17 protein-coding genes are annotated in these 22886 nt (G+C 57.5%); 6 read left to right on the top strand and 11 right to left on the bottom strand.

What is annotated here, in order from left to right; translation table 11 throughout:
* Positions 1 to 153 precede the first annotated feature (153 nt).
* The 4 genes from FYJ63_RS03225 to hrcA all read right to left on the bottom strand — a co-directional run bounded on the left by FYJ63_RS03225 (position 154) and on the right by hrcA (position 4910).
* Positions 154 to 1317 carry a PhoH family protein gene (locus FYJ63_RS03225; protein WP_154543705.1) on the bottom strand — a complete coding sequence of 388 codons (1164 nt, stop codon included), beginning with the start codon at positions 1315 to 1317 and terminating at the stop codon, positions 154 to 156.
* 227 nt (positions 1318 to 1544) lie between these two features.
* Positions 1545 to 2576 carry an RsmE family RNA methyltransferase gene (locus tag FYJ63_RS03220; protein ID WP_154543703.1) on the bottom strand — a complete coding sequence of 344 codons (1032 nt, stop codon included), beginning with the start codon at positions 2574 to 2576 and terminating at the stop codon, positions 1545 to 1547.
* A 2-nt stretch (positions 2577 to 2578) separates the two neighbouring features.
* Positions 2579 to 3781, bottom strand: a complete 1203-nt coding sequence (gene dnaJ, locus FYJ63_RS03215; protein ID WP_154543701.1) for a molecular chaperone DnaJ — start codon at positions 3779 to 3781, stop codon at positions 2579 to 2581.
* A gap of 46 nt (positions 3782 to 3827) precedes the next feature.
* Positions 3828 to 4910, bottom strand: coding sequence for a heat-inducible transcriptional repressor HrcA (gene hrcA / locus FYJ63_RS03210; RefSeq protein ID WP_154543699.1), 1083 nt, complete (start codon positions 4908 to 4910; stop codon positions 3828 to 3830).
* A 329-nt stretch (positions 4911 to 5239) separates the two neighbouring features.
* Between hrcA and FYJ63_RS03205 the strand changes: the two genes are divergently transcribed.
* The gene (locus FYJ63_RS03205; RefSeq protein ID WP_154543697.1) at positions 5240 to 6169 is read left to right on the top strand and encodes a translation initiation factor 2; all 930 of its coding nucleotides are present in this window, start codon (positions 5240 to 5242) and stop codon (positions 6167 to 6169) included.
* On the top strand, positions 6166 to 7308 hold the full coding sequence (locus tag FYJ63_RS03200) for a C4-dicarboxylate ABC transporter (protein ID WP_154543695.1): 1143 nt from the start codon (positions 6166 to 6168) through the stop codon (positions 7306 to 7308). The genes FYJ63_RS03205 and FYJ63_RS03200 overlap by 4 nt, the downstream gene beginning before the upstream one ends.
* A 373-nt stretch (positions 7309 to 7681) precedes the next feature.
* On the opposite strand, the gene FYJ63_RS03195 is transcribed toward FYJ63_RS03200, so the two are convergent.
* Positions 7682 to 11497, bottom strand: a complete 3816-nt coding sequence (locus tag FYJ63_RS03195) for a cell wall-binding repeat-containing protein (protein WP_338106804.1) — start codon at positions 11495 to 11497, stop codon at positions 7682 to 7684.
* Positions 11498 to 11827: 330 nt separating this feature from the next.
* On the opposite strand from FYJ63_RS03195, the gene FYJ63_RS03190 reads away from it, so the two are divergent.
* Complete coding sequence (locus FYJ63_RS03190) at positions 11828 to 12103, top strand: AbrB/MazE/SpoVT family DNA-binding domain-containing protein (RefSeq protein ID WP_154543691.1); 276 nt, start codon at positions 11828 to 11830, stop codon at positions 12101 to 12103.
* Positions 12103 to 12453, top strand: a complete 351-nt coding sequence (locus tag FYJ63_RS03185) for a type II toxin-antitoxin system PemK/MazF family toxin (protein WP_154543689.1) — start codon at positions 12103 to 12105, stop codon at positions 12451 to 12453. The genes FYJ63_RS03190 and FYJ63_RS03185 overlap by 1 nt, the downstream gene beginning before the upstream one ends.
* Here FYJ63_RS03185 and FYJ63_RS03180 read toward each other — a convergent pair.
* The 5 genes from FYJ63_RS03180 to lepA form a co-directional block, all read right to left on the bottom strand.
* Positions 12450 to 12866: a PIN domain-containing protein gene (locus tag FYJ63_RS03180; RefSeq protein ID WP_154543687.1), complete on the bottom strand. Its 417-nt coding sequence runs from the start codon at positions 12864 to 12866 to the stop codon at positions 12450 to 12452. The two genes, FYJ63_RS03185 and FYJ63_RS03180, sit on opposite strands and share 4 nt — an antisense overlap.
* 17 nt (positions 12867 to 12883) lie before the next feature.
* Positions 12884 to 13159: a ribbon-helix-helix protein, CopG family gene (locus FYJ63_RS03175; RefSeq protein WP_154543685.1), complete on the bottom strand. Its 276-nt coding sequence runs from the start codon at positions 13157 to 13159 to the stop codon at positions 12884 to 12886.
* Between the two features lie 55 nt (positions 13160 to 13214).
* Positions 13215 to 14525: a radical SAM family heme chaperone HemW gene (gene hemW, locus FYJ63_RS03170; RefSeq protein WP_229769918.1), complete on the bottom strand. Its 1311-nt coding sequence runs from the start codon at positions 14523 to 14525 to the stop codon at positions 13215 to 13217.
* A gap of 212 nt (positions 14526 to 14737) precedes the next feature.
* Positions 14738 to 15847 (bottom strand): tRNA (guanine(46)-N(7))-methyltransferase TrmB, encoded by a 1110-nt coding sequence (gene trmB / locus FYJ63_RS11140; RefSeq protein WP_420846014.1) that lies wholly within the window; start codon positions 15845 to 15847, stop codon positions 14738 to 14740.
* Positions 15848 to 15990: 143 nt separating this feature from the next.
* Positions 15991 to 17841, bottom strand: a complete 1851-nt coding sequence (lepA, locus tag FYJ63_RS03155) for a translation elongation factor 4 (RefSeq protein WP_154543683.1) — start codon at positions 17839 to 17841, stop codon at positions 15991 to 15993.
* A gap of 205 nt (positions 17842 to 18046) precedes the next feature.
* Here lepA and rpsT point away from each other — a divergent pair, with 205 nt between their 5' ends.
* Positions 18047 to 18310: a 30S ribosomal protein S20 gene (rpsT, locus tag FYJ63_RS03150; protein ID WP_154543681.1), complete on the top strand. Its 264-nt coding sequence runs from the start codon at positions 18047 to 18049 to the stop codon at positions 18308 to 18310.
* Between the two features lie 642 nt (positions 18311 to 18952).
* On the opposite strand, the gene FYJ63_RS03145 is transcribed toward rpsT, so the two are convergent.
* Entirely contained in the window at positions 18953 to 19648 is a 696-nt protein-coding gene (locus tag FYJ63_RS03145) for a hypothetical protein (RefSeq protein WP_154543679.1), read from the bottom strand.
* Between the two features lie 303 nt (positions 19649 to 19951).
* Between FYJ63_RS03145 and FYJ63_RS03140 the strand changes: the two genes are divergently transcribed.
* Entirely contained in the window at positions 19952 to 22879 is a 2928-nt protein-coding gene (locus FYJ63_RS03140; protein WP_154543677.1) for a leucine--tRNA ligase, read from the top strand.
* Positions 22880 to 22886: the final 7 nt, after the last annotated feature.

The following is a 22886-nucleotide window of genomic DNA, read 5'->3' as shown; positions in this document are numbered from 1 at the left end:
GTTAGAGCTTGGGTGGACTGCGAAACAGGCGGCTTGTTTGCTTGGTTATGATCGTTGTTCTGTGACTGGCTGGGAGGAATGCTTGTCAGGCGAGGAAGGCTTTCCTCTCTCTTGGAGCGAAAAGGGGCAAAACGGCTCCGTCGCGATAGCTCTCTATTTATCTTCAAACTCTTGATAAGCCTCGATAATCTCCCCCACGAGCGAATGACGCACAACGTCGGAGCTCGTCAAATAAGTGAAGGCGATATCCGGGATTCTGCCGAGAATGTCGCGGACCTCCTTCAGACCGGAGGGCTGGCGGCTCGGGAGGTCAATTTGAGTAATATCGCCGGTCACAACCATTTTCGATCCGAAACCGAGGCGGGTCAAAAACATCTTCATCTGTTCCGAGGTTGTGTTTTGCGCCTCGTCGAGAATGACAAAGGCCCCGTTCAAGGTCCGCCCGCGCATATAGGCTAAGGCTGCGAGCTCGATCGTCCCGTCACTCATCATCTTAGAGATTGTCCCCGTGTCGAGCATTTCCCGCAGCGCATCGTAGAGCGGGCGCAGGTAGGGGTCGATTTTATCGGTCAAAGTTCCCGGGAGAAACCCGAGGGTTTCGCCGGCTTCGACCGCAGGGCGGGTCAAGATGAGGCGAGATACCTCGCCGTCGAGAAGGGCCCTAACTGCGCGCGCCATTGCGAGATAGGTTTTGCCGGTTCCGGCCGGCCCGATGGCGAAGGTGACGGTGTGGGTGTCGATGTCGCGGATGTAGTTGGCTTGGCCTGCTGTTTTCGGGCGGATTACCTTCTCGCGGTTCACCAGCACCGCTCGCTCGTTGAACGATGCGTTTCGGGTAGGCTGTGCCGCGGCACTCTGCGCCGTTGCTGGGTATGCCTCTTGCTGCGCCGCAGCTTTTTCTTCAACGGACCTCCGGCTACCGTAACGAAGGTCGAGTGATGCCGAGCTTGCTCGAGTATCCGAGACCGAGGAAACGGTGCGCAACGCGCCAGCGTTGCTAGCAAAACGGCCCCCCGGACCGTTTTGTAACGCCTCCGCACTGTTACGCGCTGGCTCATTCGACTGCGTCGATGCCAGCGCGCGGGTCGCAGCGGCTTCGGGCGCAGCCGCAGGAGAGATTAACCGCAGCGCGGCTTGCTGAGCCGCGGGAAGTTCAGCGGTGGTTCCTTGCAAGAAAAGAGAATTATCACCAAACCAGAAGTTCACACTGGGAAACGTCTCCTCGAGCGCGCGCAGATTCGCGTCATTCACGCCAAGCACACTGAGCAAATCCACCTCTGGCGGAATCGGAATCGAAACTCTCTCCTGATTTTCCATATGCTGCCTATTCTAGTCAAGAGTTCCCCACCCTGGGTAAACCATCCCCCCCCGAGCCATTTAACTGACGTGAATAACCACAAGACACGCCGGACATAGTAGCATACTACAAGAGGAATTGCCCTGACCTGGGGAAATGAAAAATGCCCCTCGAAAATAACATGCTGCTGTGGTTATTCACGTAGGGGCCGTGGTTATTCGCGTCGTTCGAAATAATAGTCAGAGTGCTACCGCCAGGAGCCGAGGGTGGCCTGGATGACGGCGAGAGCGGCGGGACCGGCAGTCGAACAGCGCAACACCGTCGGTCCGAGCAAAGCGACCCGCGCCCCCACCGTCTCGAATCCCGCGAGCTCCGCTTCCGTGATCCCACCCTCCGGGCCAACCACGACCGCGATTTCGGTGGGTAATTGTTGCTGCACCCCTTGAGCTGCGTTCGACAAACTCCGGACGGGGACTGGTGGGAGAGGCTGACTGGGCGGCGTAGCCGAGTCGAAAACGAGGTCTTCCAGGAGGGACGAAAGCTTTTCGGTTGCGGACTCGTGGAGGACGAAGACGACGCCGCCTCGGGAGATGATGCGTTCCACCTCGGAAAAGACGGTTTTACTATCGGGACGATTGTCGGGAGAATCAGCGTTGTAGCCGCGAGCGACATCAACCCCGCTTTCAACGTATTCACCGATTTCAGCAAGGCGCGACTGACGGGACTGCTTCATCGCTGAAAGCGCCAGTTTCCGCCACTTTTCTCGACCCTTGGCCCGCTTCGGAACCGTGTCCCACCGCGAAACTGAGCGCGCCGCACCCCAGGGCACAACCCGTGTCGCCCCGATTTCACAAGCAGATTCCAAGGCCTGCATGTCGCGTTTTTCCTTGGCCAGTGCCTGGATCAGGGTCAAGCGCAATGCCGGTTCTGCCTCGAGCTGAGCCGCGTCCAGGAGCCGAATCCGGATAGTCTTCCCGAGTCTCACGACTTCACCGGTCGCCCGTGAGCCGAGCCCATCAACCAGGTCAACGATCTCACCTAGGCACAAGCGTTTCACCGCGGCGTGGTGGGCTTCTTCTCCGGCGAGTTCGACCTCATCTCCGGAGGAAAGCCCCGCCAAGGAGTCCCCCCTTATTGAAGCAGAATCCCTTGTTGAATCGAAACCCGTCCGAGCCACGCCGACTCCAGTCCCTCCCTGACCGAGCCCGCTGAGTCCAAGACTGCTAGCGCCGACCGACCCGCGTCCGAGACTGCCAACTACGAAGACCTGCCGCGTCATCGCTAGTTTCCCCTGCGGCGGCGCGCCCCGGAACCACTCGAGCCGCCCGCACTGCCTGCGCCGGTGGAGCCACCCGCGCCAGACCCGCTGAAACCGGACCCGCCGAAACCAGCCCCGCCAGCCCCAGTCGGCCCCCCGGCGGCAGCGTCAATAAATCCCTCACTGTCCTCCCCACGAAGCCGCGCCAGCTCAACCAAAAGCTCCCGCTGTCGCCGATCCAAATCGGTCGGCACCTCGACGTCTAGGTGAACATACAAATCCCCGCGGCCCGCACGTTGAAGACGCCCTACCCCGAGGCCTTTCAGGTTGATGACCCCGTCCGGCTGGGAGCCCGGATCGACCGTAATCGTCCGTTTCCCGTCCAAAGTCTCCAGCTCAAACTTCGTCCCCAAAGCCGCGGCCGTCATCGGAATCCGCAGGCGAGTATGCAGGTCATCACCGCGACGCTGGAGAACCTGGTGGGGCAACTCGTGAATCTCGACATAGAGGTCACCCCCAGGACCGCCCGCGGGCCCGGCCTCGCCTTCCCCGGAAAGCCGAATCCGCGTCCCGTTTTCGACACCGGCCGGCACCTCGACCTTAATCTTCCGCGTCGCCCGCACGCGCCCCTCCCCGGAGCAGTCCGGACACGGGTGGGCAATCACCGTCCCGTGGCCGCCGCAAGTCTGGCAGGGTGCTGTGGTCATTACCTGACCCAAGAACGAACGCGCCATCCTTTGCACTGTCCCCGACCCGCCACAGGTCTTACAGGTCTCGGGATGGGTTCCCGGCGCGCAGCAAGTCCCCTTACAGGTCTTGCACTTTACAAAAGTGTTGATCTTCAACTCGCGAGTGGCTCCGAAAGCCACGTCTTCCAAGGAGACGTCGATAGTCGTCAGGATGTCTTGGCCGCGCGATCCGCGCGGGGTCGGCCCGCCTCCCCCGCTGGCAGCGTTGAAGAATTCTTGGAGAATGTCCGCGAAGCCGAAGCCCGCCGCGCTAGCCCCGCCCATGCCGGTGAAGCCGGAACCGCCGAGGTCATACTGGGCGCGCTTGTCGGGATTCGACAGCACCTCGTAAGCGGCCGTGACCTCTTTGAACTGGTCTTCCGCTTCGGGTCCGGCGACGTCGGGGTGAAGCTTGCGCGCCAGGTGGCGGTAAGCCTTCTTGATCTCGTCTTGGGTCGCGTTTCGGCTCACACCCAGGGTCTCGTAGTAATCGCTCAACTTTTTCTTTCTCTTTAGTGAATCGACAATCTCTTGATGCTATTGATTATTGATGCAAAAATCGTGACAGATACCGCGCGACCGCTCTTACCGCCGACATAGAACCAGGGTAGTCCATGCGGGTCGGTCCAATCACCCCGACGTGGGCCGCGCTTGCGCCGGTCGCGTCGTAGCGCGAGGACACGATGGCTGTGTCGCGCAGGACTTCGTGACCGGACTCTTGGCCAATAATGACGGAAACAGCCTCGGGCTCACGCATCTCGTTGAAAAGATTCAGCAGCACGACCTGTTCCTCAAGGGCTTCGACCAGCGGGGTCAGTGTGTCTTGGAAGTCTCCGGCGCGAGACAGGTTTGCCATGCCGGCGAGGACAATGCGGGTCTCGGCTTGGCCTTGGGCGAGCGCGGTGGCGATGGCTTCAGCGAGAATCTGCGCGCTTTCGCGAGTGTCGGGGTCGGAAAGGGTGGAAAGCCATGCTTCGATGTCTTGATTGGTGCGGCTAGAGTCGGGTTGGTCCGTGGAGGTTTCTCCGAACAAGTTTTCGAGCGGGGTCGCCAGTTCGTTCAAGGTGTTTTCACTAAGGGACGTCGGAAGATCCACGAGAATTTGGTCAACCCGCCCGGTCAAAGAAATCACAATCGCGAGAACCTTTTTGATGACGGGCGTCGCGGCGGTGGCCCCAGCCCCGCCGCTCCCGAGCGGCACCAGTTCCAGATGCCTTAGGCCCGACTGGCTAAACGCCGGAAATTCGATCATTGCCGTTTGATGAGTCAAGTGCGCGAGGAGGCGAACCGTGCGTTCCATCACATCCTCGAGCCCGACCGCTTGTTCAAAGAACTCCGTGATGGCGCGGCGTTCCGGAGCGGACAGCGGCTTGATTTGGTCGATTTGGTCGACGAAGAAGCGATAGCCCTTGTCGGTCGGGATGCGGCCGGCGGAAGTGTGGGGTTGGCGAATGAGGCCTTCCTCCTCGAGGACGGCCATGTCGTTCCGGATGGTCGCGGCGGAGACCCCGAGGGAATGTCGCTCGACGAGGGCCTTCGAGCCGACCGGTTCCTGGGTTTCGACATAATCGGAGACGATGGCGCGCAGGACATCAAGCCGCCTATCTCCGGCCTTATCCATGCTCATCCTCGCCTCCTTTTCAGGTGTCTTCGGGTTTTTCCTCCGGTTAGCACTCGGAACCTTCGATTGCTAATCTTACTCTTTTAATACGGTCGCTGCTTTCCCAAGAAATTTACCAATGGGGACGGGCCAAATGGTAAATCTGAAACGCGCCGCTTCGAACCGTTCTAAATCTCTCCGCTTCTACCCGAACTAAGCCAGACCAAACCCAGTCCGAATCCGGACCGGAACCGCAGACCAATCGCTAGACCTCAGATTTTTACCAAATTGGCCCGTCCCCGTTGGTAAAAAGCCAAATCCCCGAATGTCGTGACTCGACAGGCTAAAATCAAGGGGTGGAAGAAAAACCAGCCGAACCAGCTGAACCGGCCGAAAAATCCTCGGGGCTCCCTAGTTGGCAGCGTATCCTTGGCTACATCACGCTTGGGGTGGCCGCTGTTGGTGCCATCCTCACTAGCCTGCACCTGGTGGGCCGCGTTTCCTACCTCGGGCCGGGCGGACTGAAACTCCCCAGTCCTGAGGTTTGGTTCGGCTACCAGGACTCCCCTGTGATTCTCCTGATGCTCGCTGCCGAGCAGTTCTCAGGGATTCTCGGCGCTTGGGTTGCCTATTTGACGCTAGCCGCAGCCCTGTTTACTCTCGGCATGGCTCGCATCGGAAATCCAGACCAACGCACTTCACTTCAAGAACTCATCGAATCCGCCGCGCTGGTTCTTTTCGGGTTGTTTCTCACGCTCCTTTCCGGGGTTTCGTTGGTTTCCTCCGCTGACCAAAAAATGATGATCGTCGGAATCCCGATGTCTCTCGTGCTTCTTCCCGCACTCGCCTTCGGAATTGTGGCTCTCGTCTCCGGTGCGAGGCGCTTGTTGAACGCCATTAATGACTTGCCGGACAACCAGGCGCGGGAGCATACTCAGAGGGGTCAGCAAACTGCTGCCGCGAAATCAACTGACTCACGAAAGACGAAGGCGGCGCGGCGTCCCAAAGCGCCCCGCCAGCCCAAGTCGTCGCGACTGCCGCGTTCCCTCAGAGCCTCCAGCGGTTCCTCCACCACCATCGCCACCGGCACCTCTCGCCCCACCCGAACCGAGAATCCCGCCACAGCAGCGCCCGATTCCTCCCGCTGCGGCGCGGCTGCGAGCCAGACACCTCCGAAGACCCAGGCTACCCCGAGTCCTCCGTCTCCCCCCGCGCTCAAAGGCGTGAAAATCAAAGCAGTGTCCCCCGACGGAGGCAAAGCCGGAAAGAAAGGGGGCCGCAAATGACCGTGTGGATTGTCGCTATTGCAGTTATTGTCGTCGCGCTCCTGCTCGTGGCCGTGCGCGTGCCGATTTTCGTCGCGCTGGGACTTCCGGCGTTGCTCGGGACAATGGTTCTCGAAGGTTCCGGAACTCTCGTCACTGTCGGCCTCCAGCTCATCTCTCCATTCAACAATTTTTCCTTCCTAGCGCTCCTAGTTTGGGTCGGAACCGCGGCGGTCACGATTGAATCCGGACTGATGGAAAGGTGGTTTTCTGCTCTCTATGTCCTTGCCGGACGACAGGTCACGCCTGCACGCCGCAGTGCCTGGGCTTGGTCGTTTCACGGTTTGCCGCTGACTGTGGTGGCGCTGGTTTTGGTCGCCGGGATGCGCGGGATGGTTGATAACCATTTCCTCCTGTTGCAGATGTTGGTGATTTTATTTGTGGTAGGCGGGATAGCCGCCGTTGTCTCGCTCGGTTCGGCGCCGAAAATCAGCCAGATGACGCTCAAAAAGATGAAGTCTCAGGACGGCGAGTCCTGGAAGACTACCGCAAAGGCGACTGCCGAGGTGACCGAGGAGGGACGTACTAAGCGCAGCGCCTCGAAGGGCGACGCCGTGAAGACCTTGGCTCTGCCGGGGATTCTCGGGCTGGGCTTATTGGTGGCGATTCTGGCTTTACCCGTGGGGATTGACGACCTCGCAGGAGTGGTTTTCGTAGCCGTGCTGGTTGCTGGTTTCCTCCAGGGTTCGCGACCGGGCTGGCTGGCGGAGGCCGGCTGGCGAGCCGTGGCGATTCTCGGTTACCTGGCCTCCGTTGTCGCCGGCGGGTGGCTGCTGGCAGGATTCCTGGAGCGAACGCAGCTTCTTCCCTCGACGGCAGTCACCAATGGCGGAGCTGTCTTATTGGTCTTGCTCGGGACGCTTGTAACCGCGGCGGCTATCGGGGTTATTCTCGGGCCGGAGGTCGGGGCGATTCTTGCGGTTGCAGTCTTTTCGGGATTCTTCGCAGTGCCTTTCGGAGCCGATGCGGCTCAACTGGTGGCGGCTTCGATTCTAACGAGCATGCTCGTGGTGGCTAGCGTGATTGGCGGGATTCTGGCGCGTGTGTTGCCCCCGCGCGATGAGCCCTATCCGTTGACCGCGACGCCAATCATGGCCTGATCCTGGTCGCCTGCCGCGCTAGATTCGGTTTTTCTTGTCTCGATTCCGGCGTTTTCTCGCCCGAAGCGTTCACGAGCGTACGGCGTTAGACCGAAACCAGTTTCTCCCAACCTCGGTTTCAGAACAAAACCCCAGGCAGCAGAGTTTTCAAGTTTCCAGTGGTAACGGCTCCGTGAGGATAACCGTACATTCGTGCACAGTGATTACAATCAGATTGACTTGCCGCCCGCAAAAAGCTCGGGTGCCGCCCCAAGGGCGACACCCGAAGCCATTGCCTAATCAGGAATCAGGAGTTAGTCGGATTCGGAACCGAGTTCCAGCCACTTCCGGGAAGGTCAGCGACTGTTGAGCGAGTCGCAGTCCCTGCAGTAGTTCACGTCCCGTAAGTCCCCGCCGGTTGGCTGAGCAGTTTCGCGAGTTGGTCAACAGACCCAATCCCGAGCTGGTTCATAACACTTTGGAGATCCGATCCGTTCTTGATCATTCCCTTCACCGTTTCCAGCGCGTTCTTCTGATCCTCGAGAGCCTTCGCTGCGACAGCGGCCTTCACCTGCTCGCGAGCCGCCAGAGTGCCTTCGATGTTGACGCTGTCCGGATTCTTCAGGGTCGCGCCGTTGACGAGTTCGGCAACCTTAGCGGAAACCGCTGCCGGCCCGCCCACCACGATGGTCTTTTCTGAACCGTAGCGTTGCAGAGACTGGTAGGCCGCATTCGGAAGTTCCTTGGACTTCGTCAAAACCAGCGCCGCATTTTGATCCACAGCCAGCGACCCGCCCGCCAAAGCATCCGCGAACTTTTCTCCCGTCGCGAGGACTGCCGCGGTGGTTCCCGGCAAAGTGGTGGAAAGTTTCGCCGCGGTCTCATAGCGATCCGAACCCATCACCGGGTCAATCTCGACGCTCATCGTGGTCGGCCACGGAGTGTTCTTGATGGCTGTCACCGCAGGCCCGCCGACTGCCGTAATCTTCAAGGGGCGAGTCTGGCCGAGGTTCGAGATGTAGTTGTAGGTCTGCGGATCCAAGGTGGTTCCCCTGCTCAGGAGCATCAAGCCACCCACGCGACCCGCAGCCGCGCCAGCCGCCAAGGCATCAGGGAATCCGATGCCGTCAGCCACATAGAGATGAAGCGGTTTCTGGGGGGACGCACCGATGAGCGGCTCCGTAGCCTGGTTCACCGCCACCGAAGTCGCGTAGCGGTCGGAGCCAGCAATCCGGATAATGTCAATTCCGGCGTCCCGCAGTTCAAACTCATCGTAGGGAGTCATCGGGACTTGCCAGCCAACCAGGTAGAGTTTCTTCTTCCCGGAGGCTTTAATCTGATCCATCAGGGCTGGCTCGAGGCCGGTCTTCCACTGGGTCAGTAGGATGGGCGCCTTCAATCCGGCCGCAAACGGGGTGGCAGACAGCCCATCGGCGTGAACATTGCCATCCACAAGGACGAGAGAGTCACCGGGGAATTTCCCAATCTTCCACGCCGCAATCGAGGTCAGAACCCGATTCGCGCCCTCAGCCCGCAAGGTATTCTTGGACAAGGCTTTAGCGAGGCGCTTCTCGTCGGCCTTGGCTTTCTTCTCAGCCTCAGCCGCAGCCTTCTTTGCCTCGGCTTCTGCCTTCTTGGCGGCAGCATCTGCTGCCTTCTTCGCGGCGGCTTCTTCAGCAGCCTTCTTGGCAGCTTGCTCCTTTTCGTACTTTTCCTTTTCCGCCGGGGTCATGCCAGCAGTCGGGTCATCGTCATCTTTAATCAAGCCTTTCTTGGCAAGCTCACTAATCGCGTTTAGTTCGCTTAGTTTGTTGGTGGCAGCAGTCACTTGGTCGAGAATGTCCATCAGGTTCGCGTAGGACTTGCTGGCTTTGTTCAACAAAGAATCCATCTGAGTGGTGGTAGCTGCATCGGGCAATTCATCTCGAACCTGATCCAGATTCTTCAAATCAGTTTTAGCGCCGTTATAAGCCAGGTTGGCATTGTTGAAATCCTGGATAACCTGATCGTAGCCTTTTTCTTTCAAGTAATTCTTCAGAGCCTCGGGCACGGTCTCGTAGGATTTCTTGAGGTTAGTGGCGGCTTCCTGCATCTTCCCATTTGCCGTGGAAATCTGGTTTTTAAGCTCTTCTTGCTTATCTAGAAGTTCCATAATCTCCTGGCGCATGGCCTCTTTATCAGCAGGATTTAGAACTGCGCCTTTCTTTAGCATGTCTGTCATGCGAGTCATGTTCCAAATTTGGTAACGAGCCTCAAGCATAATCGGAACCGTTTGGTTCAGAGGCTCCGCATAGGCACCAAGGTCGCGCTCTACCTGATCCTTACCACCACCAAGGACAAGATATTCACTGTAGGGATCCTTATCGAGGATCGACTGGTTCACCCTCTCGTACGCTTTGGGATATCCTTTAGGATCCCCACACTTCGTGTCATCCGGGTGACCTATACAATAGGTTGTGTTTTCCTCAGCTTTCACCGCGTTATCGGCTTTTTTCTTAAGCTCGGCTAAGTATTTGCTCATCGCATCGTCGTAGGCTTTACGAAAAGCATCGTCCTTATCGGCCCAATCGTTTTGGGCAGCCTCAACTTTAGCTTCCAACTCCAGCATCCCGTTCTTGACAGCACCCAAGGCATCAGAAACCACCGGGTCAAGGCTCTTCACAACCTGCTCTTGGAGTTCGAGCAATACGTTGTATTCCTTGACCTTACCTTCCATATCGGTCTTTTTAGCCTTTGTGTTTGCGACTGCGTCTTCCCACTTTTTCTTGTTTGTTGAGTCGCTAATATCAACCTTGTAATAGCTGTAGGCCTTGGCCTCCTCAGTCTGAGCCGTCTTATATGCCTGCTCAGCGAGATTCTTGGCAATTTCCGCGTCAGTCACTTTCTTCTGAATCTTACCGCGTTCAACTTGATAGTGCTGTTCCTCAGTAATTGCGCGCTGGTACATAGTTACCAGATCAAGCTTACGATTCTCACCTCCCGGCTGACACATAGCCTGCAAGGTAGGGGCATCCTTGGAAATATCCTTTATGTAGCTCGGATCATTTGTAGAGGTAACAGGATAGTTAGGTGCGTGGTTGTCCGTATGAGCGTACTTGAATTCCGGACGTCCCAAATTCGTCACGTACTCGTTATGAGTGTTAATGCTGTTGTTAGTGCTATTACCGTTGGTGATGGCGTAGGACTCAAAGGTTTTCATGTCCGAAGCGGCAGGGTTTCCGCACATCAAGTCACGTAAGTCCTTATATTGTCCCGACAGAGCCTTCTCGCTGGATACTTTTTCTTTCTTTTCCAGAATTCGCTGGGTATGGGCGCGGTAAATCCAGTCAGAAATATTAGGTTCGCCCGCATCGAGGAAAACCGCCTGTCCATTCTTGTCATACCCCACCAAGATGCCTTGCAGCTTTCCATCAGTCGTCACCACCGGAGAACCAAGCTCCTTAGTGTTTTCTTTAGAGACACGAATTCCCTTCACTCGGAAACCGGGAACTACCGCAGTTTTATCGCCAGCGCTCGGCATGTCGATTTCAGGAATGCTCTTACCGGTAGCCTCGAATTGTTCCCAAGTCAGGGGGGAAACCTCGTAGCCGGAAAGTGCTCGGTAAGCAATATTCTTATCATTGGAAGTGATAGTGGTAGGAATCGCACCAGGCATGGGAACAAAGTCGGTGGTTTCCCATCCTAGTAGATTCCCAATGGTGCCATCTTTGGTGATTCCGCTAGCTTTCGACACGGGAGTGATTCCCGTAACCGGACGATCCAATTGGACAATAGACAGCCCCCAGGCGCTCGAAGCCGGAGTTTCTACGCGAACCGAAAAGTAAACGCGATCTTGGGACTTGTTATTCTGTTCAGCATCTTTACCGAAAGTAACGCGAGCAGTCTTAGTAGCGAGATTGTCCTCTGTCGTGGTGGATTCTCGTGCAAACACGTCGTGATAGGGGTCATTGGAAAACGAGAAACAATCACTTGAGGTCAACACTTCGTTGGGCTTAACTAGCACACCGGAACAATATTTATAGCCGATAGTTCCGTCCCCTTTGGGCACAGCTAGCTGAGCAACTGCGGTTCCATTTTTCCCTAAATCACTCGTCTGCCACCCTTGACCACTCAACGCATTCGCCGGCGCAATCCCCACGAACGTCAGCCCAGCAGCACAGGCGATAACAATTCCTGCGCGGCGCATCTTCCTCAAAACGTGATTTTCCACTGTGTCCTCCTCGAATACCATCCATGGATTCGTTCACCAGCCCCTCCGGATGGGGCTAGCACGAGCGTTCCAAACGCCTATCTATCTGTTCGGTTACGCTCCTTTAATTGTGAGCCTTTTGGCGTGATTTCAGCGAAAACCCCCGCTTAACCCAGGGATTTTTCATAATCCCTGGTCGCGGCGTAAACCCCCAGGTCAACCAAAACGCCATCCGCGTCCGACTGTTCCATCGTTACAAAATCTTTACGTGCATGTCCTGACAATTCACCTATTAACCTTCCCAATCGATGTCGGTTATACTATGTATAAACATGTCTATGGAGGTGTGAAATGAGCACGGCAACGCTTACGAAATGGGGAAACAGCCAAGGCGTGATTATCCCCAAACCACTTGCGCACGAAGCCGGACTGGCCTTGGGGGACACAGTTGACCTTTCTGTAAAAGAAGGAAATATCATCATCTCGCCGGTGGTCAGGCGAACCACCAAGGTAACAATGGACGAACTGTTGGAGAACTGGAACGGCACTTACGAACCACCGGACGATTACCCCACCATCGGAAACGAAATCGACTGGGGCGAGCCGAGTGAGAACGAGGTCTGGTAATGCTTACGAACCAAGGCGATATTGTGCTGGTGAGCTTCGACCCCTCGCGCGGACATGAGGCCATGAAGACCAGGCCAGGCGTGGTGATTTCGACCACGAAATTCAATATCGCAACCAGCCTCACCATGGTGGCGCCAATCACTTTACGCGACAACGGATTCCCCCTCCATGTGCCGCTGCCGGAGGTTCTCGACATGGAGGACGGACGCGAGGCGGTGCGGGGAGTGGTTTGTGTGGAGCAAGCGCGTTCCCTCGATCTTGAGGCACGGAACGCTCGAATAATCGGTCGATTGGACCGCTCGACGATGGGCCGCATCCTCACGATTATCGGCGCGATTTACGGGATTTAGTTTTCTCCGAATTCCACCAAGAAATCCGCTGGGGTCAGGCACGGGGTTCGCGAGCCTTGGAAGTCTTCGAGGTTGCGGGTGATGAGGTAGTCAACCCCGTGGCGCTTGGCAACCGCATCCAGGACCGCGTCCTCGAAGTCGTCAAGGGGCGAGTCAAGGGCCGCCGCGATATCGGCATCAGTCACTTCAACAATGGTGGCAATCTTTTCTCGAAGCAGCCTCACGGAAAGTATCGCGTCCGCTTTGGTGACATAGTTTCGATGCAAGATGTAGTAGATATCGGTAACGCAAGACGCGCTTACCAGAAAGTCGTTTTTATCAAAATGCCTTACAAGCCGGTCAGCATCCTCATAAAAAGGCTCGCGACCACCCAGTAAATCAATCAATACATTGGTGTCGATTAAACAGCGCATAGTTTGCTTTCGGGGATTCAGTCAACATACTTGCGGAGGCGCTCGTAGCGCGCTTCTTTAACGTCGATTTCCTTGGTATTTGGAGGAATCAAGCGCCTGATTAAGTCCATAACCTCGTTAATCTCCGCCTCGCGAGCCTTTTTAGCCTCGAGAGTTTTGAGGTTTCCCAAATCCTTTTTCACCAGGTCTTCCACGTATTGCGAACGGGTTTTCCCGAGCTCCTGGGCGCGTGCATCAACCCTTCGCGCAGTATCGGCATCCACCCTTGCGGAAAGTACAGCAGTTTTACTCATGTATACAAGTATACACTACCGGTGAAGACCTGTCGAGAGCGTATTTAGTCGGCAATTAATCAAACTCACTCAGTCGCCGCGTCACCGTATCGGCCAAGAGTCTCCCCTTGAGAGTCAAAACCCCGCGGTTGCTGGTGAGCGCATCCGCGTCCAGCAGCCCCTCCCCCGCGAGCGCCTCCGCCGCTTTCCGGAGATTGGCGGAGCAATCGGGGACGGTTACGGCTTTGGGTAGTGAGCTAAGCGAACGGAACAAAGTGGAACCGTCACCAGATTGCGTAGCCGGCTCTCGCAAATCCAAGCCCTCTCGCAAGCGAATGTTCAACAAAACGTGCTCCAACCAGGCCGCTTCCCCCTTTATGACTTCTGAATCTTCCACCGGCAGCTCACCTTTGCTGACCGCCGCTAGCCACTTCACCGGCGATTTCACGTTCCACCACCGAACCCCCGCAGAGTCAGACACGGACCCAAGCGGGACAGGCGCAGCCGACGAGTCAGACCGAGACGTAGCCGCCCTCAAATGCGAATGCGCACCGGGGCCGAAACCGAGCCAATCCCGGTTTCGCCAATAGGCGAGATTATGCCGACACTCACGGCCCGGAACTGCCCAGTTGGAAATCTCATACCACTGGAGCCCGGCCGCGCTCAAGACGGCATCGGCAATCTCGTATTTATCCGCCTGGTCATCAGGATCAACCGGCGCAATCTCCCCGCGAGCCAGCGCTAGCCCAAGCCGAGTCCCCGGCTCAATCGTGAGCGCGTAACAAGAGATGTGTTTCACTCCGAGATTCAAGGCCGCTTCTAGGGACGCTCTCCAATCGTCAAGGCTCTCCCCGGGCGTACCGTAAATGAGGTCCACCGAGGTCTCGAGACCGAGGTTATGGGCGGCGCGGACAGCGGCCTCGAGATGAGCCTGCGTGTGGGTGCGGTCGAGAGTTGCGAGGACGTGGGGGGCAGCGGATTGCATCCCGAAAGACACGCGGGTAAATCCCCCGCGGGCGAGTTCTTCAAGGTAGCCCGCATCAACGGTGTCCGGGTTTGCCTCGGCGGTAACCTCGGCTCCGTCTACGATTCCGTAAGTTGCCCTAAGCGCTTCGAGGATTTTCACCAGGTCGCTCGCCGGCAAAATCGTCGGCGTTCCTCCGCCAAAGAATACCGTGCTTAATGAGTCATGGGGACGTGCTTTTTGACTCATTCGCTTTGCGAAAAATGAGTCAAAAAGCACGTCCCCATGACTCATTTTGATCTCTTGGGTTAGGGCATCGGCATATCCGTCCACCCCGGGACCAAGCGAGAGATTCGCGTAGGTGTTGAAATCGCAATACCCGCAGCGCTGCAAACAGTAAGGCACATGGACATAAGCGGACAACGACGCAGGCGCAGCCGGCGGGTCAGACCCTTTGGCTGCGTTCCCTTCGGGTACGGCGCAAGCGCCGTTATCGGAGCTTCGGCTAAACAGCTCCGCTGTTTTTAACGCCTCCGCCAGTAACGCGGTGGCTCTTTCGGCTGCGCCGATGCCACCGCGTGCCAGAGGTCTGACCCCAGCGGCTCCGCTCCTGCCCCCGTCAGCTCCGCTCACGCTTAATCCTCGTGATACCAGGGGTCGCGCGGCTCGAATCCGGAGTCGATTGGCTTCTCTTCCAAGCGCTCGCGCCCGAGCCGCTCGACGACCCGGAGAGCCGCCGCTTGCTGACGCTCCTCCTCGGAACCGCGCACAACCCGCCGCGCGCACAAATCCCGCACCTCACGACCCTCGCGCCCGGCCCGCCGCTCAAAAGCCGTCACGACGCGCCCCTCGAAACGCGGCGCAAACCCGCCCCGCATCCCCTCCGGATCCTCCGGATCGGGCCGCTCGCCTGCGTAAACATTCACCAATCCGGGCGTGGCTTCAATCACGTCGCGCATCTGCCAGGCATAATCGGACCAGTCTGTCGCCATCCGCCACAGCCCGCCGTCCACCAGCAAATCCGCGGCAATCCCGGCAAATTCCGGAGCCACGAGCCGACGTTTCTTGTGGCGATGCTTCGGCCAGGGGTCAGCAAAGAACGTCCACAATTCGTTGATGACTCCGCGACTTGCCTCGCCTAAGACCTCAGCCTCAGCGCTCTGGATCGGACTCGAAATCTCGCGGGAATCCCCGAGATTGGCTGATTCCCCGAGACCGCCCGACCAGCCGGATTCCGCTGTGGCATTCATCAAGCGGGACTCCCTTGTTGAACCCGCTCCCCCGCAGTAATCCGCAAACAGAATCGGCAAAGCCTGGAGCGCATCCACGTCCGCTACCTTCAAGTTCGGCAAACCGTCGAAGTTCCGCACCGCGCTGGAGACGATTTTCGCGATCCCCGGAAGCCACACCTCGAAACCGAGATAGTTATTCTCCGGATGGTTCGCTGCGGCGTGAACAATCTGTTCCCCGTTGCCGCAGCCTACCTCGACAATCAGCGGCGCCTCGCGCCCGAACACCAAACGCGGGTCGAGCCGCGCCGTCTCCGCGACCATCGTCACGCCGGCGCCGCGCTCCAAATCCAGCAAATAGGCATGCTTGTATTTCTCGAAAGTCCGCTCGAGAGTGTCCCCCATCCGATCTCCGCGCCGCGCGAAGGTCCGCACGCGCGGATACGGCGAAGCCGGCGGGTCAGACCTCTCCGGCGTAGCGACTGAAGGGAGCGTAGTCGGAAGGGTCTGACCCAACGGCGAAGCCGAAGAAATCGAATCGCTACGCCACGCTGGGGTCGCACCCTTTTGGCTACATTCGCTGCGCTCATTACGCCAAAGAGGTTCGACCCCACTGGCTACGCTGGCATCTTCATCCGGATCAAACCGCACGGTCTTGCTCATTTCTTGGGTTCCTCCGAGGACAAAGCGGCAATAAACGCCTCTTGGGGAACCTCGACGCGCCCGATCGCCTTCATTCGTTTCTTGCCGGCTTTCTGCTTTTCGAGGAGCTTACGCTTACGGGTAATATCGCCGCCGTAGCACTTCGCAAGCATGTCTTTTCGCAAAGCGCGAATATTCTCCCGCGCAATAACCCGCGTCCCAATCGCGGCCTGAATCGGAACCTCGAATTGTTGGCGCGGAATCAGTTTCCGAAGTTTCTGCGCCATCGTGGTCCCATAGTTATAGGCCGCATCCTTGTGGACAATCGCCGAAAACGCGTCGACCTGCTCGCCGTTCAACAAAATGTCGACCTTCACCAAATCAGCCGGCGCGAGCCCGTCCAAGTGATAGTCCAAGGACGCATACCCGCGGGTGCGCGACTTCAACTGGTCAAAGAAGTCGTAGACGATTTCCGCCAAAGGCAGCGTGTAATGCAACTCCACGCGATCCGCGGAGAGATACTGCATATTCTTCATCGTGCCGCGCCGGTCTTGACACAGTTCCATCACGGGCCCAACAAAATCCGAGGGCGTCAAAATTGTCGCCGCCACTACCGGCTCCAAGACCTCTTTCAATTTCCCGTCGGGGAACTCGGAAGGGTTGTGGACATCGAGCTCGGTTCCGTCTTCCGTCACCACGTGATACTCCACGTTCGGCGCGGTCGAAATCAGCGCCAAATCAAACTCCCGCTCGAGGCGTTCGCGAATAATCTCCAGGTGCAACAGCCCCAAGAATCCACAGCGGAATCCTGAGCCGAGGGCCGCGGAAGTCTCCGGTTCGTAGGTCAGCGACGCGTCGTTCAACCGGAGCTTATCAAGCGCGTCGCGCAAAACCGGAAAATCTGTCCCTTCAATCGGATAGAGGCCCGAATACACCATCGGCATCGGGTCTCGGTATCCCGCCAAGGCCTCCGCGGCCGGTTTATCTGCCGAGGTCACGGTGTCACCTACGCGGGACTGCCGCACGTCCTTCACCCCGGTAATCAGGTAGCCGACCTCTCCGGCTCCCAGTCCGGAAGTCGGGGTTGGCTCCGGGCTGATCACGCCGAGCTCCAATAATTCGTGGGTGGTGGCGCTGGACATCATCTTCAGGCGCTGCCGAGCCGTGAGCGAGCCGTCCACGACGCGAACATAGGTGACCACCCCGCGATAGGTGTCGTAAACCGAGTCGAAGATCATGGCTCTGGTCGGCGCGGCTGGGTCGCCGGTGGGGGGCGGGACTTGGCGAACAATCTCGTCCAGGAGCGCGGCGACGCCTTCGCCAGTTTTCCCCGACACTTTCAGGCAGTCCTCGGGCTGGCAGCCAATCAGGCTCGCCAGTTCCTCAGCGTGTTTTTCCGGCATCGCGCCGGGAAGATCGATCTTGTTCAACACGGGGATAATCGTCAGGTCGTCTTCCAGCGCCAGATAGAGATTCGCCAAGGTTTGCGCCTCAATCCCCTGGGAGGCGTCCACCAGCAGGACTGCCCCTTCACAAGCCGCGAGCGAGCGCGAAACCTCATAGGTGAAATCGACGTGACCGGGGGTATCGATCATGTTGAGCGCATAGGCTTTCTCCCCGACCTGCCACGGCATCCGCACGGCTTGGGATTTGATGGTGATTCCACGCTCCCGCTCGATGTCCATCCGATCGAGATACTGCGCCCGCATCTCCCGCTCGGTCACGACTCCGGTCAGCCCGAGCATCCGGTCAGCCAGCGTCGATTTGCCGTGGTCGATGTGAGCGATGATGCTAAAGTTACGAATCAGGCTCGGCTCGGTTGCGGCCGGTTGAATCGTGTGCAACAAAGTGTCATTAGGAATGGACATCTCTCCCCTTTCTCCCCCCATTTTCACATTAAAACTCCTCCGCGCCATCCTCGCAGCCGCCCTGCCGACCCGACCGCGGCGCGCCCGGCAGTTTTCAGCCTGCGCCTTCGCGCCCGCAATTTGTGAAGGCCCGCCCAAATGTCGTAAACTTGGTGTTTGTGTGTCGCCAACCGCGACGGAAAACCAATCGATTTTTGAGGATGAAATGGCAAATATTAAGTCTCAGATGAAGCGGATTCGCACGAACGAGAAGGCTCGGCTGCGGAACCAGTCGGTAAAGTCCGAGCTCAAAACTTTCGTGCGCAAGACGCGCGAGGCTGTTGAAGCTGGGGACAAGGAATTGGCTGAGTCCAACCTCCGGGTGGCGACCCGCAAACTCGACGTCGCCGTCTCCAAGGGCATTATCCACAAGAACCAGGCTGCCCAGCGCAAGTCCAAGCTTGCCAGCCGCGTCGCTGCGATGCAGTAGGTTTTCCCAGGCGTCGCTTTGCCGCTCGCTGCTTTGCTGCTTTGAAAATAGCGGCGGGTGTGTTTTTTATATAAGATTTTAGGTTTTGGTTCTACCTATCTTGAGCCTGGCTATCAACGAACAGCGGGCGGGGTTTGGACACGTTGGGTGAACCAATAGTGAGCCCACTGGATTAGGGTAACCGAGATTGCTATCGCCGTGATAACCCAGCCGGAGAACATCTCTATACTTGCCCCTGCCGTACACAGCAGTAGAATGAATCCCACCCATTTGGGAAGACGGTCTCGAAAACGCAACACCATCACTAGCAGCATTACTAGGGCTGCGAGTAAACTCCCCAGGGTTATTACTGTGGCGGGCAAAAAATCGGGGTCTGGACTTATCGAGGAGTTCACCAAGACGTATCCTAAGAAGATCAGGTAGCCTCCCCCGATCGCAGCCAGTATCCAGACCGGGATTTTACTTTGGAAGGGTAGGGCAGGAGCCTTCCACGCGAAAGGTAGAACCAGGATTAGCCCTACAAGGTGTAGTAGGAGAAGGCCTGAGTGAACTATGACTGTAGGAAGCTGGTTCTCTAACGGATTCGGAGCCGGGATGACGCTTAGAACCAGGAGCGCTAAACCAATAAGTGCGAAAAGAAACCTAGCGCGCATAATGACTTGTCTCCGCGTGAACCGTATCGACTATGCAACCGCGTAAATCGTGCGAGAACCCTGCTGAATACGCGCCGTTGGGATTAGACGTGGCTGAATTGCTCATGCTATAAGTTTTACCTATGCAGGTGACAAAGTCAGTTTTAAAATCAGCAACTGCACTAATGCGCGCGTTTCTACCATAGGTGTCGCCAATGGAGGTGAAATATGCTTGCTTCGCTACATGATTCCAAGACAGCGGTGCGGCAGCCTTTGCGTATCTGGGCGCACTGAAATAACTTGTGGCACCGTTCCAACACATGAGACTCCTCATTTGTAGACTTGAGACTACCAATCCTACAGGATCCTTCAGATAGTGCTCTGTGTAGAGGGTTTTACACTGATCGCCTGACCTTGTAATGTCATTCGAATATATAGTTACAGGCAAATTCTCAAATCTGCCTGTAAATTTGGAAACAGTACAAGATGTGTCAATATCATAGGACAGCTTTATCTTCCTATTATCCATATCACTAGGAACTGTCTCCTCTATCCGGAAGGATTCGCAATGACCTTCATTCCAGATTTTCAAGGTAGCTCCAGTTAGAAAGTCTGTAACTTCACGATATGCAACAGCCTGTGCAGGTATAGCCGTTGATAAACCCGCAGCTAGAATGCATGAAACCGCATAGAATCGAAGTTTCATGGGATAACCCTTTCCCAGAAAAGTGGCGTTCCCTTCACCAGTACGATGAGTATAGCACACTAGCGATACGCCTGTTTAGGAGTTTAGTCTTGAATACCATACCAACATGGGTTCATTAGTAACATCTTTGACTAGAATCCTAGCTGCGTTCTTCGAACAGTGGAGAGTTCTCGCGAGGGGTGGTTGAAGCCGTCACGGCTCTGTGTGCGGATACCTTTTAGGAGTGTTTTCCAGAACCGGGAGGTAACGTTCTAAACTAGATGAGAAGAAAATATTTTGTTACCAACGATAGAGGTTAGGATTATGTCGAGAGAGCCGCAAGAGGCATTAAACGTTCCCGCCCATCGCTACACCGCTAAACTCGCCGGCAAAATCGAAGCGAAATGGCAAAAAACCTGGAAAGACACCGGGGCTTTCTGCGCGGATAACCCGGAGGGGGACTTGGCGGGGCCGCTGGCTGAGAAAGAGAAGTTCTTCATTCTCGACATGTTCCCCTACCCTTCAGGCAAGGGGCTTCACGTGGGGCATCCGCTGGGCTACATCGCGACCGACGTCGTCGCCCGCTACCAGCGAGCCCAAGGAAAGAACGTCCTCTATACCATGGGTTACGATGCTTTCGGCCTCCCGGCGGAACAATACGCTCTCGCCACCGGGCAGCATCCGGCGATAACCACCCGTGAGAACATCGCCAATATGAGTTCCCAGCTTGCTCGCATCGGACTGTCCCACGATTTACGCCGCTCTTTTGCCACCACCGACGAGGACTATTTCAAGTGGACCCAATGGATTTTCCTCCAGATCTTTAACTCCTGGTATGACCCTGAGGCCGAGCGCCGCGACGGCACCGGCAAGGGCGCGGCCAGGCCGATCGGGGAACTCGTGGCGGCCTACGAATCTGGGAAGCGCCAAACCCCCGACGGGCGGGCCTGGGCGGATTTATCCAAGTTAGAACAGGCGGACCTGATTGATTCCGAGCGCTTGGCTTACGTCGCCTACGCCCCCGTGAACTGGGCGCCCGGACTCGGGACGGTTTTGGCCGATGAGGAGGTCACCGCCGACGGGAGAAGCGAGCGCGGGAACTTCCCTGTCTTCAAGACGAAACTGCGCCAGTGGATGATGCGGATTACGCGCTACGCCGACCGGCTGGACGCGGACCTCGCTACGATTGACTGGCCGGACAAGGTCCGCGCCATGCAACACAACTGGATCGGGAAGTCTTACGGAGCGACCGTGAACTTCACTGTCGAGGCTGGGCAAGGGCCAGAACCGCAAACGCTCCAGGTCTTTACGACGCGTCCCGATACGCTTTTCGGTGCGACTTTCATGGTTATCTCCCCCGAGCATCCACTGGTCGGCGGCGAGGACGCAATCGCAACCGAATTGAAAGTGCCCGCGGCCTGGCCGGAAGGCACCCGCACCGAGTGGACCGGCGGTTTTGCGACCCCTGCCGAGGCCGTTGCTGATTACCGCGCGAAAGCCGCCGCCAAGTCCGACACGGAACGGACCGCAGAGACCGATTTCACCGAAAAAACCGGCGTGTTTACCGGCATTTTCGGAACGAATCCGGTCAACGGCTCCAAGGTTCCGATTTTCGTCGCCGATTACGTCTTGATGGGCTATGGGACCGGCGCGATTATGGCCGTGCCGGCTCATGATGAGCGCGACTGGGCTTTTGCCAAGAAGTTCAACTTGGACATTATTCAAACGATTTCCGGCCCCGAGGGGACGGATGTCCAGGCGGAAGCCTGGACCGGCGACGGGGTCATCGAAAACTCCGCGAACTCCGAGATTTCGTTGAACGGTCTTGGGAAAGCCGATGCCATCAACAAGATTTCCGACTGGCTCGCGGCGAGCGGTCGCGGGGAGAAAACCGTGACCTATCGCCTCCGCGATTGGCTGTTTAGTCGGCAAAGGTATTGGGGTGAGCCTTTCCCGGTCGTGTACGGCGAGGACGGGCGGGTTCACGCGCTCCCCGAATCGATGCTGCCGGTGGAACTGCCGGAAGTGACTGACTTTAGGCCGCGAACCTTTGACCCTGACGACGCGCACTCCACCCCGGAATCGCCTTTGAACCGCGCTACCGACTGGATGACTGTCGAACTCGACCTGGGCGAAGGTGAAGGGAAACAGGCCTACCACCGCGACTCGAATACCATGCCGAACTGGGCTGGCTCTTGCTGGTACGAGTTGCGCTACACCGACCCGGACAACAGTTCAGCCTTTGCTGCCCCCGAGAACGAGGCCTACTGGATGGGCCCGCGGCCCGATTCCGGAAATGTCAGCGGTGGGACGGACCTCTATGTTGGCGGAGTGGAGCACGCGGTTTTGCACCTGCTGTACTCGCGATTCTGGCACAAGGTGCTGTTCGATTTGGGCTATGTCTCGAGTTCAGAGCCGTTCCACAAGCTCTTCAACCAGGGCATGATCGAGGCCTACGCCTACACCGATTCGCGCGGGCAATACGTACCGGCTGAGGAGGTCGAGGGTTCCGAGGAAGCAGGCTTTACCTGGAAGGGAGAGCCGGTCAACCGCGAATACGGCAAGATGGGCAAGTCGCTCAAGAACATCGTGACGCCCGACCAGATGTGCGCCGATTACGGTGCCGACACCTTCCGCGTCTACGAGATGAGCATGGGTCCGCTCGACATGTCTCGCCCCTGGGACACCCGCGCAGTGGTCGGTTCGCAGCGGTTTTTGCAAAGGCTGTGGCGCAACGTCGTAAACGAGGACACGGGCGAGTTGACCGTAACCGATGACGCCCCCGACTTGGCTACCGCGAAGCTCTTGGCCCGCACGATTCGCGACGTTACCGTGGAATACGACAATATGCGCGTGAACACGGCGATTGCGAAGATGATCGTGTTGAATAACCACTTGACGTCGCTCTCGGCGGTTCCCCGCGAGGCGATCGAGGCCCTGGTTGTGATGGTTGCGCCGGTCGCGCCGCATATCGCGGAAGAGCTCTGGGCTCGGCTCGGGCATTCTGGAGGGATAACGCGAGCGCCGTTCCCGGTCGTAACCGACGAGTCCTTGTTGGCAGCCGACGAGGTGACCTGTGTTGTTCAGGTCGCCGGCAAGGTGCGGGCGAAAGTCCAGGTAGACCCGGAGATTTCCGAGGCGGACCTGGAGGCGAAGGTTTTGGCGGAGCCCGCAGTCGTGAAGCTCCTCGACGGTAAGGCTCCAAAGCGGGTCATTGTCCGGGCTCCGAAGCTGGTTTCTTTGGTGCTTTAGTTTACTC

It is taken from the genome of Mobiluncus porci (genome assembly GCF_009695935.1).
GTDB lineage: Bacteria > Actinomycetota > Actinomycetes > Actinomycetales > Actinomycetaceae > Mobiluncus > Mobiluncus porci.
Note: the sequence above shows the minus strand (reverse complement) of the source record. Positions and strands in the feature narration are given on the sequence as shown.